Annotated in this window: 12 protein-coding genes; 7 read left to right on the plus strand and 5 right to left on the minus strand. The window is 40.2% G+C overall.

The window, feature by feature from the left end; translation table 11 throughout:
- Positions 1-519: 519 nt before the first annotated feature.
- From aroQ to H4J61_RS07875, 4 genes are all read left to right on the plus strand, one after another.
- Positions 520-975 carry a type II 3-dehydroquinate dehydratase gene (aroQ, locus tag H4J61_RS07860; protein ID WP_182184607.1) on the plus strand — a complete coding sequence of 152 codons (456 nt, stop codon included), beginning with the start codon at positions 520-522 and terminating at the stop codon, positions 973-975.
- Between the two features lie 85 nt (positions 976-1,060).
- Positions 1,061-1,513, plus strand: coding sequence for an acetyl-CoA carboxylase biotin carboxyl carrier protein (gene accB / locus H4J61_RS07865; RefSeq protein ID WP_182138146.1), 453 nt, complete (start codon positions 1,061-1,063; stop codon positions 1,511-1,513).
- A 23-nt stretch (positions 1,514-1,536) separates the two neighbouring features.
- Positions 1,537-2,883: an acetyl-CoA carboxylase biotin carboxylase subunit gene (gene accC, locus H4J61_RS07870; RefSeq protein WP_182184608.1), complete on the plus strand. Its 1,347-nt coding sequence runs from the start codon at positions 1,537-1,539 to the stop codon at positions 2,881-2,883.
- A gap of 123 nt (positions 2,884-3,006) precedes the next feature.
- Entirely contained in the window at positions 3,007-3,198 is a 192-nt protein-coding gene (locus tag H4J61_RS07875) for an oxidoreductase-like domain-containing protein (protein ID WP_182138144.1), read from the plus strand.
- A 65-nt stretch (positions 3,199-3,263) separates the two neighbouring features.
- Here the strand turns inward: H4J61_RS07875 and elbB are convergent, their stop codons facing one another.
- From elbB to H4J61_RS07890, 3 genes are read right to left on the minus strand one after another with little or no spacing between them, the layout of a single operon-like run.
- Complete coding sequence (elbB, locus tag H4J61_RS07880; protein ID WP_310649833.1) at positions 3,264-3,920, minus strand: isoprenoid biosynthesis glyoxalase ElbB; 657 nt, start codon at positions 3,918-3,920, stop codon at positions 3,264-3,266.
- Complete coding sequence (locus H4J61_RS07885) at positions 3,917-5,110, minus strand: multidrug effflux MFS transporter (protein ID WP_182184609.1); 1,194 nt, start codon at positions 5,108-5,110, stop codon at positions 3,917-3,919. The genes elbB and H4J61_RS07885 overlap by 4 nt, the downstream gene beginning before the upstream one ends.
- Before the next feature lie 21 nt (positions 5,111-5,131).
- The gene (locus H4J61_RS07890) at positions 5,132-6,577 is read right to left on the minus strand and encodes a PLP-dependent aminotransferase family protein (protein ID WP_182138142.1); all 1,446 of its coding nucleotides are present in this window, start codon (positions 6,575-6,577) and stop codon (positions 5,132-5,134) included.
- A 392-nt stretch (positions 6,578-6,969) separates the two neighbouring features.
- On the opposite strand from H4J61_RS07890, the gene H4J61_RS07895 reads away from it, so the two are divergent.
- Positions 6,970-7,932, plus strand: a complete 963-nt coding sequence (locus tag H4J61_RS07895) for a DMT family transporter (RefSeq protein WP_182184610.1) — start codon at positions 6,970-6,972, stop codon at positions 7,930-7,932.
- Between the two features lie 327 nt (positions 7,933-8,259).
- Here the strand turns inward: H4J61_RS07895 and speB are convergent, their stop codons facing one another.
- Positions 8,260-9,075, minus strand: coding sequence for an agmatinase (gene speB / locus H4J61_RS07900; RefSeq protein ID WP_182184611.1), 816 nt, complete (start codon positions 9,073-9,075; stop codon positions 8,260-8,262).
- A 149-nt stretch (positions 9,076-9,224) separates the two neighbouring features.
- The gene (locus H4J61_RS07905) at positions 9,225-11,660 is read right to left on the minus strand and encodes a zinc-dependent metalloprotease (RefSeq protein ID WP_182184612.1); all 2,436 of its coding nucleotides are present in this window, start codon (positions 11,658-11,660) and stop codon (positions 9,225-9,227) included.
- 424 nt (positions 11,661-12,084) lie between these two features.
- On the opposite strand from H4J61_RS07905, the gene H4J61_RS07910 reads away from it, so the two are divergent.
- Together H4J61_RS07910 and H4J61_RS07915 are read left to right on the plus strand one after the other, a co-directional pair.
- Positions 12,085-13,053: a class 1 fructose-bisphosphatase gene (locus H4J61_RS07910; RefSeq protein ID WP_182138138.1), complete on the plus strand. Its 969-nt coding sequence runs from the start codon at positions 12,085-12,087 to the stop codon at positions 13,051-13,053.
- Between the two features lie 374 nt (positions 13,054-13,427).
- Positions 13,428-14,354, plus strand: a complete 927-nt coding sequence (locus H4J61_RS07915; RefSeq protein ID WP_182184613.1) for a manganese-dependent inorganic pyrophosphatase — start codon at positions 13,428-13,430, stop codon at positions 14,352-14,354.
- The last annotated feature ends 84 nt before the right edge of the window (positions 14,355-14,438 follow it).

The following is a 14,438-nucleotide window of genomic DNA, read 5'->3' on the forward strand; positions in this document are numbered from 1 at the left end:
TTTCTGCTCACCTAAACGTAAGTCACTCTGGCCATATCATTTTGCCCATAAACCTGCCACGTAGGAGAATAGCCCGCAGCGGGTTAACAAATAACGACCTTGTATCTGCCGTTATATTTAAAATCATATTAATGGCTGCTGCTTATGAACTAAAAAACAAAATTACGGCAGCCATTTTAAAAAATAAGACGTTAATAATTTCATCCGGGTATTGAACAACAGAGCACAAAATAACAGCTAACGGCTGGATTAGTTTTAAAAAAAACCCAATAAATCAATAGATTAATTAAAACCAGCACCCTATTTAGTGTGCTGGTTTTATGATAACTGACCTAAAATCAATCATTTAATAGCCACCCCAAGTGATAAGACCAGTATTTTGCTGCTATATTCTGCGAAAACACTATAATAATCGGCTAATGAGATTAATTTGCCATTTAAGCCAAATTTAATTTAATCACATAGTTAAATATGACATGATGTTACTATTACTTAATAATCAGGGTGTTTTTACCGAAGATGACTACAAAGTTTAACATTTTAGTCCTAAATGGTCCTAACTTAAATATGTTGGGCAAACGTGAGCCTACTATTTATGGTTCGTTATCGTTAACTGATATTATGGCCAATTTAGCTGACCTCGCCATTAAGGCTAATGTGCAGCTAAGTCATAAACAGTCAAATGCTGAACATATTTTGCTTGACGAAATTCATGCCAGTTTCGAAAAAATAGACTTTATTATTATAAATCCAGCGGCCTTCACGCATACCAGCGTTGCACTTAGAGATGCCTTATTATCGGTTAGTATACCCTTTATTGAAGTCCATTTATCAAACGTACATGCGCGTGAGCCGTTCAGACAACATTCCTACTTATCAGATATTGCTATAGGCGTTATTAGCGGTTTAGGCGCTAATGGCTATGAATATGCTTTGGCTGCGGCAACAGATTGGTTAGAAAAAAACAAAAAATAAGCACTTAATAAATAAGTACTTAAATGATGATATTCATTTAAGTTTTACACACATAAATTTAAAAATTATATAAAAAGGTATTCAAATGGATATTCGTAAAATTAAAAAATTAATTGAATTGGTTGAAGAGTCAGGTATCAACGAATTAGAAATTTCTGAAGGCGAAGAATCAGTGCGCATTAGCCGTGGTGCCACCATTATGCAAGCAGCTCCTATGATGCATGCAGCGCCAGCTCAAGCACCACTTGCAGCACCTGCTCCTGCTCCGGCTGTTGCAGCGGAAGCGGCGGCTCCAGTAATAACCGGACATATTGTGCGCTCTCCAATGGTCGGTACTTTCTATTCAGCAGGTTCGCCTGATGCACCTGCATTTGCTGTTGTTGGCCAGCATGTTAATTCTGGCGATACACTATGTATCCTTGAAGCGATGAAAATGATGAACCAAATTGAAGCTGATAAATCAGGTGTCATCAAACAAATTTTAGCGGTAAACGAAGACGCTATTGAATTTGATCAACCGCTATTCATCATTGAATAAGCCCAACCTTTAAGGGGATTTTCATGTTAGATAAAGTTGTTATCGCCAATCGCGGCGAAATTGCCTTAAGAATATTACGCGCTTGTAAAGAGCTGGGTATTAAAACGGTTGCTGTGCACTCAACGGCCGATAAAAGTCTTAAACACGTATTGTTAGCCGACGAAACCATTTGTATTGGCAAACCGGCGGCAATGGATAGTTATTTAAATATTCCAGCCATTATTACGGCTGCAGAGGTTACTGACGCTGTAGCGATTCACCCTGGCTATGGTTTCCTTGCTGAAAATGCTGATTTTGCTGAACAAGTAGAAAAATCAGGTTTTGCCTTTATTGGACCTAAGGCGGAAAGTATCCGTTTAATGGGCGATAAAGTTTCAGCCATTAAAGCCATGAAAGCGGCTGGTGTACCTTGTGTACCTGGCTCTGATGGTCCATTGACTGCAGATGTCGAAGCAAATTTAGCGCACGGTAGACGTATTGGCTATCCGGTTATCATCAAAGCCTCTGGTGGTGGTGGTGGTCGCGGTATGCGTGTTGTTCGCCGTGAAGAAGATTTAATTGAGTTTATTCAACTGACTAAATCAGAAGCACGAGCGACCTTCAATAATGACGTAGTTTACATGGAGAAATTCCTCGAAAACCCACGTCATGTTGAAATTCAAATCATGGCTGATGGCCAAGGTGCTGCCATTCATTTAGGTGAGCGTGACTGTTCAATGCAACGTCGTCATCAAAAAGTGGTTGAAGAAGCACCTGCGCCAGGTATTTCAGCTGAACTGCGAGCAAAAATTGGCGAACGCTGCTGTAATGCCTGTATCGAAATAAACTATCGTGGTGCGGGTACCTTTGAATTCTTATACGAAGACGGCGAATTCTATTTCATTGAGATGAATACCCGTATTCAAGTTGAGCATCCAGTAACTGAAATGGTCACGGGTGTTGATTTGATCAAAGAGCAGCTTCGTGTTGCTGCAGGTCAACCACTCTCTTATACGCAAGACGATATTAAAATATCAGGCCATTCAATTGAATGTCGAATTAACGCGGAAGATCCACGTACCTTCGTGCCATCACCAGGAAAAATCACTCGTTTTCATCCTCCAGGTGGCTTAGGTGTACGTTGGGATTCTCATATTTATTCGGATTACTCTGTGCCTCCGAACTATGACTCAATGATCGGTAAGTTGATCACTTGGGGTGATAGTCGTGAGGTTGCTATGGCGCGTATGCGTAACGCATTAGGTGAATTAATTATTGATGGCATTAAAACCAATATTGCCTTGCACCAAGACATTCTAAGTGACCAAGGTTTTATTGATGGTGGTGCTAATATTCACTATCTTGAAAAGAAACTGGCTGCATTAGAATAATAGCAAATGACATAATGGATAATACTTAGCGCTACATTTATCGCTTGGTCTAAAAAAGCTCTGCATGCAGAGCTTTTTTTATTTATAATGATTTTTTATTGATAGCAAAAAGCGGTAACCGTTATGACTGAATTACTCGCAAAGCCTTGCCCCCCTGCTGACGATGACTGCTGTGGCGGTGGTGCATGTAACCCTTGTGTATGGGATTATTACTACGCTGAACGAAAAAAATGGCGTTTACAACAAGTCGCATTAAAAGAACAAGTCGCATTAAAAACGGCTGAAGCGCATAAAATCCCATCAAATGAAGATTAGCCACTAAAGATAAAACCCTCATTCTGCTTAGGCTTTCAATGCAAACACTCGGTTTTCAATAGGAGTTAATCCATCATCTTGATCACTTGTGCCACCAGTTTATTAATACCACTAGCCGCTTCAGTTAACGTTGTTGCCAACATATAAGCCGGTGTAGACACTAGCTTACGACCAGCATCGACAACGATATCATCAACCGCACAATCTTGGTGCGCTAAGCCCACATCGATTAAGGCTTTTGCAATGCCAACATCATGACCTATGGTTGCTTGAGCATTTTCACCATAAATGAGTGGGATCATCACCGGCGCTATACACATATAACCTGCTGGCTTATTGGCCTTTACAAATGCTTGGCATACGGCCATCACTTGTTCATTCACTTTAAAGGCTTCAGCGTTAATAGCAAAGTCAGATAAATTTTTTGCCGCGCCAAAACCACCGGGTACGATCAAGGCATCAAACTCATCGATATAAAATTCTGTTAAGTCTTCAACATCACCACGAGCAATACGCGCAGACTCTACCAGTACATTACGTTGCTCTTTCGCCATCACTTCACCGGTTAAATGATTAATCACATGATGTTGATTAATATTTGGCGCAAAGCAGCGATATTTAGCGCCCGCTTGTTCAATCGCCAGCAGAGTCAACACTGCCTCATGAATTTCAGAGCCGTCGTAGACCCCACAACCTGATAACATTACCGCTATATTTTTCACATTTCCTCCGAAGCTACATTGAGCTTACTTTGAATTAATTGACAGATCACCACGAGATAAACTGCCCCCGCCATTAAAAGGGCAAAGGGTAAGGTACTGCCATTATAAAATATCGCTAAAATAGGACCCGCTAGGGCGCCAATACCAAAACGCAAAGTACCATTTACCGCTGTGGCTGTACCAGCGTGTTCAGCAAATTCTTGTAAAATTAAGGCGTCAGCATTCACCGAAATCATCGATAAACTCCCCATTAACGGCAAAATAGCCACAACATAATAATATAGCGATAAAGAAAATATACTGGCCAGCAATAAACTTGTTACCGCCACAAAGGCGAGGACAACACCAAAACGTAACATTTTTCTAGATCCAAACTTACCCACCAGCCGTGTGTTGATAAAGTGCGCGGTCATTAAAGCCAAAATATTCAACGCAAATAGCAAACTAAACTCAAATTCAGAAACCTTAAATACGGTCAAATAAACAAATGAAATGGCGGTTATATAACTGAAGAAGGCTAGCGAGGCCATCATAACGGTCAATAAATCAAAACGAGCGGCACGGTTACTAAAAACAATTTTATAACGCTCAACGGCACTATAGGTGATTGTCGATTTAATCGTTTTAACATCGGGTAAATAATAAAAACTGCACACAAAAACAACAAAAGCATAACCCGCCAAGACATAAAAAATCATTTGCCAACTGTGCAGCAGTAATACGCTGCCAATACTGGGGGCTATCATGGGCGCCAACATCATGATCATACTGACATAAGACAGTCCTTTCGCGGTGTCTTTGCCATAAAGCTGTCGAATAATACCGGGCACAACTACTGTGGCTGCTGTACTCATAAACGCTTGAAAGAAGCGTAAGGCTATAAATTGTTCAATATTTTGTGCAAAGGTTAATGCCACTGTGGTTAATAAAAAACCCAATAAACCTATCATGACTAATGTGCGACGAGCATGCTTATCCGCCATGGGACCAAACACTAACAAGCCAACTGCATAACCCAATAAATAAATACTTAAGCTATTTTGCACTAAGGGCATTTTTGTTGAAAAATATTGAGTAAGCTCAGGCATGCCAGGAAGATACATATCAATGGCCAAAGGAGATACCGCGATAATAGCGGCTAATAAGGGTAGTATTAATTTTAATGATATTTTTGTGCGGTACGCTGTCACTGCGCTTATTTCCTTGTGTTTTTAAGATTCAGGGTAGTCATACACTAATTGACCTAGCACTTGAATGGCTTGGTCAATTTTTTCGCTCCATTGTACGCCATAGCTAATACGCATATAGTTTTTATACTTTCCAGAGGGAGAAAAAACCTCTCCGGGCGCAAAATTTACGCCTTGGGCAATCGCTTGTTTAAAAAACTGGCTGGTATCAACATGTGAACGACAACGTACCCATAAAACGCTGCCACCCTTGGGTTTTGAAATACACACTTGCTCAGGAAAATGCTCGGCGATTAACGCCCGCATGCGCTCACAATTATAACGCAGGGTTTTTCTCAGTACCTGCAAGTGCCGGTCATACTCGCCACTCATCAAGTAATCGCTTAATGTCCATTGTTGCAACATTGACGTAGAGCATGATTGAGCCCTTTTGATACGCTTAGCTTTTTCTTCAAACTTACCGGGTAACAACCAACCGACTCGATAACCCGGAGCCGCTGTTTTTGAAAAAGATGAACAGGTTAATACTAAGCCTTTTTCTGAGTATAACTGTGCTGACACCGGCCGGTGCTCAGTAAAATACAAGTCGCTGTAGACTTCGTCCTCAATTAAGACAATGTCATTTTTTTCTAGTAACTTGACCATAGCTTGTCGTTGCTTATCGGTCATCATTGACCCTAGCGGGTTACTAATGGCGCTTGAAAACAAGCAAACTTTCACTGAATGTTGTTTAATAACCTTGGCTAATTCGACAACACAAACACCGTCTTCAGTGCAGGTGTAAACCTCTAAAGCCTTCATCCCCAAACTTTCAATAAGTTCGATAAGCCCAAAGTAGCAAGGTGATTCAACCGCGATAATATCACCGCGTTCAGCCACACATTGCAGGGCAATAGACAAGGCTTCTTGTGCGCCATTGGTAATAATTAAGTCTTCGTGATTAACCGAAACACCCTGTTCTTGATAACGAAAGGCTAAATTCAAACGTAGTTTAGGATCACCATTAATCGGCCCATAACTCACCGCTTTTTCAGACACTCGACTCAGCACTGAGCGCATCAATCTTGCTAGGGTTTTATCTGGCGGATGCGCATTAACAGGATTAGAAATGCCTAATGCCACTGAGTCAGGCATATGCACAGCGTCATAAACTTGCTCAATTAAACTCCGGCATGATATTTCTGCCGGCTCACAACTCGCCCATATTGCCCGCATGGGTAATAAAGTACGTGCTTGTTTAGCTTTTAAATAGTAGCCCGATTGTGGCCGAGCAGAAATACTACCTTGGCGTTCAAGTTCAAGGTATGCCTGCTTGACAGTAGGTACACTGATCTCAAACTGTCGACTGAGTTTACGTAAACTGGGTAGTTTATCACCTGGGCGTATTGCGCCACTTTGTTGCTGAAACTCAACAAAGTCGATCACTTGTTGATATAAAAAGTAGGGGGATGATTTGTCAACTAATCGCATAACTGTATAGGTTGCATTTTCATTTTTTTGTATATGTTATTAAAACAAAAAATCGGTAAAATGTCTATCCGTCACTAACAAACCGTTTACTTAACATAAGCCCTGTTAATGTTAGTGATGAGGTTTAAAATTAAAGTGAATAAGAGTGGTAACTAAGGTGTTCAACATGGCATGTCGGGTAAACAGTATTGGATAAAACCGTATTGATTAATGCCTTAGCACTTCGTTGTATTGAGCTTTTATTACTTAGTTAAAAACAATAAGCACAAAGAACAAAAAACAAAAATAATGTCGATCACTACACAGTGCATAAGTCATCACTACCGTATTGAGCTGAGTAATTTAAATTTTTATCGCGAGTGCTTTACTTGCAAACATACTAAGGGATTGTAATGAACAACACATTTTTATATTTAATTACCGTGTTGATATGGGGCTCAACCTGGATAGCGATTAATTACCAATTAGGTCATGTTGCCCCAGAAGCGTCTATCGTCTATCGCTTTGGTTTAGCTGCTATTGTTTTATTTACCTACTGTAAACTTAAAAATTTGCGGTTGAGGTTTTCCTTGCGTCACCATCTTCAATTTTTTCTTTTTGGCGTCACTTTATTTAGCTTTAACTATTATTTACTCTATAGCGCACAGCAACACATCAACTCAGCATTAACCTGCATTGCCTTTTCAATGATCATGTTTTTTAATGTCTTCAATGCTCGCATTTGGTACGGCACTCATATCACTAAACAAGTTTACTTAGGGGGGAGCTTAGGATTACTCGGCATAGTGACACTGTTTTGGCCACAAGTAAGTGACACACAATTAGGCGCTGAAACGCTATTAGGCTTAGGATTTTGCATTCTGGGTACGTTAGTCGCCTCTACTGGCAATATGCTGTCAATGAGAAATCAAAAACTAAAGCTACCGCTAATACCGGCAATGACATGGGGCATGACCTACGGTGCCATTTTTATGGCGATAATCGCTATGGCTCAGGGGAAAAACTTCAGCTTTGACTATACATTTTCTTATATCAGTTCATTACTTTATTTAAGCATTTTTGGCTCTGTTATTGCTTTTGCTAGCTACCTAACATTACTTAACCGCATTGGTGCACATAAGGCTTCTTATGCTTCAGTGATGTTTCCAGCGGTGGCGGTGATCATTTCAACTGTGGTTGAAGGATTTGCATGGACCACTTATACCTTCGTAGGCTTATTATTTATTTTGGCCGGTAATCTTGTGGTACTCATTCGCTCTAAAAAGCAACTAACAGCTGCTAGTTGTACAGAAAAACAGACAAATAGCGCAGAAGAAGCCGATGTAAATCAAACAAAACTGAAGACACAGAGCTGATAATCAGGCTTAATACTTTCCAAACGGTCAACTTTTTTGTGCACAGTTCACTTTACCCTAAGTGCGATTGCACCGCGGCGCTAAACACCTTCCGGTTTAGCGCCGTTTTTTCTTACCCTGCTACTGTGCTTGTTTTTCCTTGCTAGTGTAAATTAATACCAATTTCATTAATTAGGGGTCTACTTTATACGCAGGAAAAATGGCCAAATATAAGGCATTTATTTTAATAACTAGTTGTTCTAATTATTAAATAAATAACGCAGTAGTTGGTTATTTTAACCAGTAAAAATGATCAGATAATTAGTGAGATTGGTATAACAGGTCAAATTAAAGACCAATGAGCATTTTACCCGCAACCTCTTTTACTAGCTTTGCCGCCAACTGAGCGGTCATATTATCGATATCTTTATTGGGATTAAACTCGACAATATCAGCGCCCACCAGCGGTGTATTAATTTGATGGATAAGGTTGATCACTTCACGACTTGTTAAACCACCCGGCTCTCGGTGTGAAACGCCCGGTGCAAAGGCGGGGTCAATACCATCAATATCAAGTGATAAGTAAACTGGGTGCTGAAATACTAACGGCTGGGCCAAAGGCCAATGGCGCATTTCTAATGACTCAACCTTAAACTTTTCTATTTGTTCATTTTGATGCAAATTTAATGTCCGTATACCTACCTGTACTAAGCGCTCACATAAACCGTCTTCCATCACGCGGGCAAAAGGACACGCGTTTGAGTAGCGATTGCCTTTAAAAGAATCATACAAGTCAGAATGGGCATCAATGTGTAATATGGTGATTTTATCAAAAAATTTTCGGTAACTTTTTAGAATCGGATAACTAATACTGTGATCGCCCCCTAAAGTTAATAAACGGGTCTGTTGTGCGAGTAACTGGTCACAACCTTGTTCAATTTTATCGATAAAGTTATCTGACGAGCTTATGTCGACATCACCGGCATCAAGCCATTGCTTTGACTCGCGCAAGTTCACGCCTAATTCTGTAGCACCATTTAATGAACCATGATTTAACACGTCGCGAATCTTATTTGGCGCTAAGGCAGCGCCGCGCTCGAAGGAAGAGTTGTCATCAAATGGTACGCCTAACAATGCGACTTTACCTACTGGATTTTCTACCATTTCATTGCCTTTTATGAATTTTTTGTGAACTTTTTATAAGCTTTTTGTAACAGCCTTTTATGATGAAGCATGTTCAGTTATCTACTGAACATGGTTCATCTATACTCTTTCTAATTACCAATGCAGTTTGGCCGTTAAGCTAATAGTATTTAATAGCTACCAATTGGTGAACCAGGTGGTAGTGTTATATTGGATGCCGGTGTCGATGACTTATCATGCGCTAAGCTGTAATTAATTTGCTGAGCTAATAACTGAAAGTGCGCTCGAAAGCCTGGGTATTTTCGTGTGCTGCGCTTATCGGTTAACCATAGGGCTAAATCCGTTAATGTTACATACACTTCAGCTCTGACTTCTGGCACAACATTTTGGCTATGCCAAAGCACTATTAAATGCTCAATTAATTGCTGATTTACCCTTTGTTGCACTAACATGGCTGTTGAGGTTTTTGGCGCTGATTTTACTGTGCCTTTGACCAGTTTATTGAGTAAAAATGCCACTGACGGAATATCGTTATCAAGCATGGCTTGTTGCTGCAATCTTGCTAGTCGCTCGGCATTGAGTAATAGCGACAGTGTGTGTTTTGCACTTGCCTCTGCGGCACTGATGGGGTCAAAAGTTACCCCTGTTTGGCTATTAAAACTTTCTCTATCGCGATTATAACCATAGGCCTTAGGCGGTATTAAGGCGGTGATTTTAGCGGACAGTGTTAAGGTTTCTACTGTTAGCGTTGCTAGTAAGGCATCAAGTGCTGCTTGTTGAGATTTGCCTGCAACCCTGGTTTGCTGATTACTAAATTGTTCACTGCGCAGTTGATAGCCGTAGTTAACACCAGCAATTAATTTTGCTGCGGCTTGTACCTGAAAGCGATGAAAGTTGTAAATGGGCACTAATATTTTTTCGAGTTCAGACATCGGCGTACCAACCGGTATGCTGTTCAAACCAAAGTTTTCTAATGCTAGTGCTCTAACCGCTAAAACACGGTTTAACTCTGTAGCCGCATCTTGACCATTGTCCCACAAATGCCCTGTAGCATGAGCGCTTGATTGCGATCGTGCATCGGGGTCAGAAATATACTTCAGCCCCTTTTGCTGGGTTGCTGACACTAACTCAGTCAAAAACTGGGCTTCTTGCGCTTTTTCTACCTCAGCATAACCATAAGCAATCACATATTTATCCCATTCACCGATGTCTTCGGCATAAGCATTAGCTAAGCTTATCTGGCCATTTTCAATGGTAATTAACGGATGGGGATAATCCATCACTGACGCTCGATTATTAACACTGGCGGCAAAATTATGCGCTATGCCTAAGGTGTGGCCAACCTCATGTGCCGCTAATTGACGAATGCGCGCTAAAGCCATTGCTTTCATAGCGCTAGTGTCAGTATTGTCATTTTTAAACGGTGACGTTAAGCCTAAGGCAATTAAATAGTCTTGGCGAACACGTAAAGAGCCTAAGGTGACATGGCCTTTAATGATTTCGCCGGTACGCGGGTCGATCACTGATGAGCCATAAGACCAACCGCGTGTAGCGCGATGTACCCATTGAATAACGTTGTAACGAACATCCATGGGGTCAGCGTCACTTGGCAGCAGCTTAACTTGAAAGGCATTTTTATAACCAATAGCAGAAAAGGCTTGATCCCACCAACGCGCGCCATCTAGCAAGGCACTTTTAATCGGCTCAGGGACTCCGGCATCTAAGTAATAAATAATCGGCTCTACCGCTGCACTTATTTTAGCGGCTGGGTTTTTCTTAACTAAACGATGGCGAGGAATATTGCGTTTAATCAATGGCTCATCAATGGCGCTGGCATAATCTGCATAGGCGTGCTGCCAAAAGCCACTAAAGGGATGAAACTTTCGTGTTTGATAACTATTATCTGGCAACTTAATGAGCGAGTGGTGCAAGTTAACCGTAACCGCTGAGGCATCAGGCGTTACTGAGCGCAAGTGCACTCCAGCGTCTGTGCCTTTATAAGTCACAGTAGCCTCTAATTCGGTATTGTTTGGAAAAGCTTTTGTACGCTTTTTATAAACCCCACTGCGCGTGGCATCAATCTTAAAACTGCCTTGTTGAGTACGCTTTAATTGTGCCGACAAGTTATGAATATCTGAGAGTAAAAATGGCGTGTAATCAATTAAGGTTTTACGGTTATCTGCTGAGCTATGACTCACCTTAAAGCCCCAGATAATCGAGCTAGCAAAGGCTTCATCTATCGCTTGCTGTTCAAGGAGGTTATCGCTATTAGCACGATAATCAGTGTTGAGTTGGCGCAGAAACACTTTATCACCCACTCTTTCAAAACGCACTAACCGAGTATCGCCCAATTGGCCACGGTCTAAACCAATATCATTTGAACCCACCCCCTGTGGCAAGCCACTTTGAAATAAAAATTCTTGCTCAAAGTTATCTACTTCTAAAAACACTTTGCCTGTTTTATCATCAAGATAAAAAGAAAAGTAACCTTGATGGCTCTGTTTGTCTTGAATAAATTCAGTATAACTTTTTTCTGTTTTTGCCTGCACTTGCGCTGACAAGCCACAGTAAAAAAATAACACCATTAGCCTAATAAAAAACCTCATTGCATCTCCTTGTAGTCAGTAAAGCTAAATAAATTATCTGCTTAGTTAAAATTAAAATGATTAGAAGTACTGAAAATACGCTTATTTTTGTTATAATCAGTTCAAAATTAACTTTTGATTTTTTGATAATACCCATTGAATTAAATCAGTGAGCAATAATAAGTAATAAACAAGTAGTAATAATAAATATTCAAGAACACATTTTATTGTTGCAGACTAAACATCAGTACCTACATCGATATAGCCTAGGCTTGATTGAACCATAGCTAGCGTATGTGATTAAAAGTAACGTAGATATTGGATATTTAGGACACTTTATATGTTCGATTATTTATTGTAATGGGTATACTACATCATAACATCGAAAATAAAATACGATATGCTCTATCATAAGAGTATGACTCTAAAGTAATTAGGTAACCCTATGCAACGACTAGCTCCCGCTTTACGTGAAGACAATGTACCGTTAGATTTAATTTCATTAATAGAAACTATTTTAGCTGCCACCAAAGAAATTTCCTTTCGAGTTAGCCAAGGGCACTTAAGTGACTCAATGGGCTCGACCTTAGATGAAAATATTCAAGGTGAAGTGCAAAAGAAACTCGATATTGTTGCCAACGAGTTATTTAAAGATATTTTGTTAGAATCAGGCTTTGTCAAAGCCGTGTCTTCTGAAGAAGAAGACACGTCAGTGGCGGGTGTCGAAGATGGCAAATATATCGTTTCATTTGATCCCTTAGATGGCAGCTCAAATATCGATATTAACTCGTTAATTGGTACTATTTTCTCCATTCACCAAGCGCCAACAGATATGGCCGCTAGCAATCCTGATATGTTTAAACAATCAGGTAATCACCAAGTTTGCGCGGGCTATGTACTTTATGGTCCATCAACAACCTTAGTGATGACCACAGGCAGCGGTACGCACTTTTATGTTTTAGACCGCACGCATGGCGGTTATTTATTAGTTGAGCGCAATTTACAAGTGCCAGAAGATACGCAAGAGTTTGCTATTAATATGTCAAACCAACGTTTCTGGCAACAACCTATGCAAAACTACATTAGTGATTTACTTGCCGGTGATACTGGCCCACGTGGTAAAAACTTCAATATGCGTTGGATTGCCGCTATGGTAGGTGATATTCATCGTGTTCTCACCCGTGGGGGTATATTTACCTATCCGGCTGATAATAGAAACCCAGAAAAACCCTACAAGTTACGTTTAATGTATGAAGCCAACCCAATGAGCTTTTTAATTGAACAAGCCGGTGGTTTAGCCATGACTAGCCAAGGGCGTATCATGGATATTGAGCCAACAGATATTCATCAACGTGTTGAAGTGATCATGGGTTCTAAAAATGAAGTTGAAGCCTGTTTAGCTTATTACAAATAAGCTTAAAAGTTACTCGATATAACAATGTATATAAGCATTAAAACACCTGAATATTTCAGGTGTTTTTATTTGTGCTAACTGGGCTGATTTATGGTTATTAAACACTGTTATAGACCTCGACAGAACAGGTGAACAAGGCAGGAGTTTTGTGTTGTTGGTAAAGTAATAACCTTGGCAAGAGCACTTAAAGCGCCGCCATAAAAATTCAACTGCTGGCGACGAATGACCAAGTTCAATGACTAAAGTCGTATGAAAGAGTATAAATAGTGACTAGGCTAATGCTTAGAATTTTTGCTAGAATATACGACATATTATAGAAAATACTTATACAGTAGCGCCATTATTAGCTTAACGGCGCTTGGAGAGCACAATTTATGCCAGCTTATGCCGTAGGACACAAAGTTCCTGATTCAGATTCAATTTGTTCAGCCATTGCCCTTTCATATTTAAAAACCCATATTGGTGAAGATGTACAGCCTGCACGCTTGGGTGAACTTTCGCCAGAAACACTATTCATTTTAGATAAATTTGGCTTAGAACAGCCTGAGCTTAAATTGAGTTTCGCTGATACTGACGGCATTTATGTTGTTGATCACTCAGACCGAATTCAAGGCCCTGATGATATTGATGACTGCACAGTTTTAGGTATTATCGACCATCACAAGCTGGGTGATATTACCACGTCTACCCCTTTAGAGATTTGGGTTCGCCCTGTAGGTTGTACCAATACCATTATTAAAATGATGTTCGATTTTCACGGTATTGAAATTCCTAAAAATATTGCTGGCGCCATGATGTGTGCAATTTTGTCAGACACAGTGATATTTAAATCGCCAACCTGTACAACCGCTGATATAAAATGTGTTGAAGCCTTGGCTGAAATTGCCGGTATTGAAGATTACAAAGGCCTGGGCATGGAAATGTTCACAGTAAAATCATCAGTCGCCGGTACGCCAGTGCGAGAACTTGTTTTACGTGATTTTAAAGACTTCAATATGAAGAATAATATTGTCGGTATTGGCCAATTAGAAGTGATCGACTTAGCTTTATTTGACGAGATGAAAGCTGATTTATATGCTGATTTACAAGCCGTTAAAGAAGAAGGTAATCGTCATACTGTGATGTTGTTATTAACTGACATCATGCAAGAAGGCTCTGAGTTGTTAGTAGTAAGTGATGATATCAGCCTTATTGAAAAAGCTTATGATATTACTTTGGTTGACGGTAAAACTTGGTTACCGGGTGTGATGAGCCGTAAAAAGCAAGTTGTGCCGCCACTGCAAGATACTTTTGCTAAGTAGTTAGCCGCACTATAAATGTAAAGTTATAAGCGTAAAGTTATACCTGTAAAACTATAACTTAAAACGATATTAAAAAGCCCAGTA

Origin of the sequence: Colwellia sp. MB3u-4 (assembly GCF_014077065.1) — a bacterium.
Taxonomy (GTDB): Bacteria; Pseudomonadota; Gammaproteobacteria; order Enterobacterales; family Alteromonadaceae; genus Cognaticolwellia.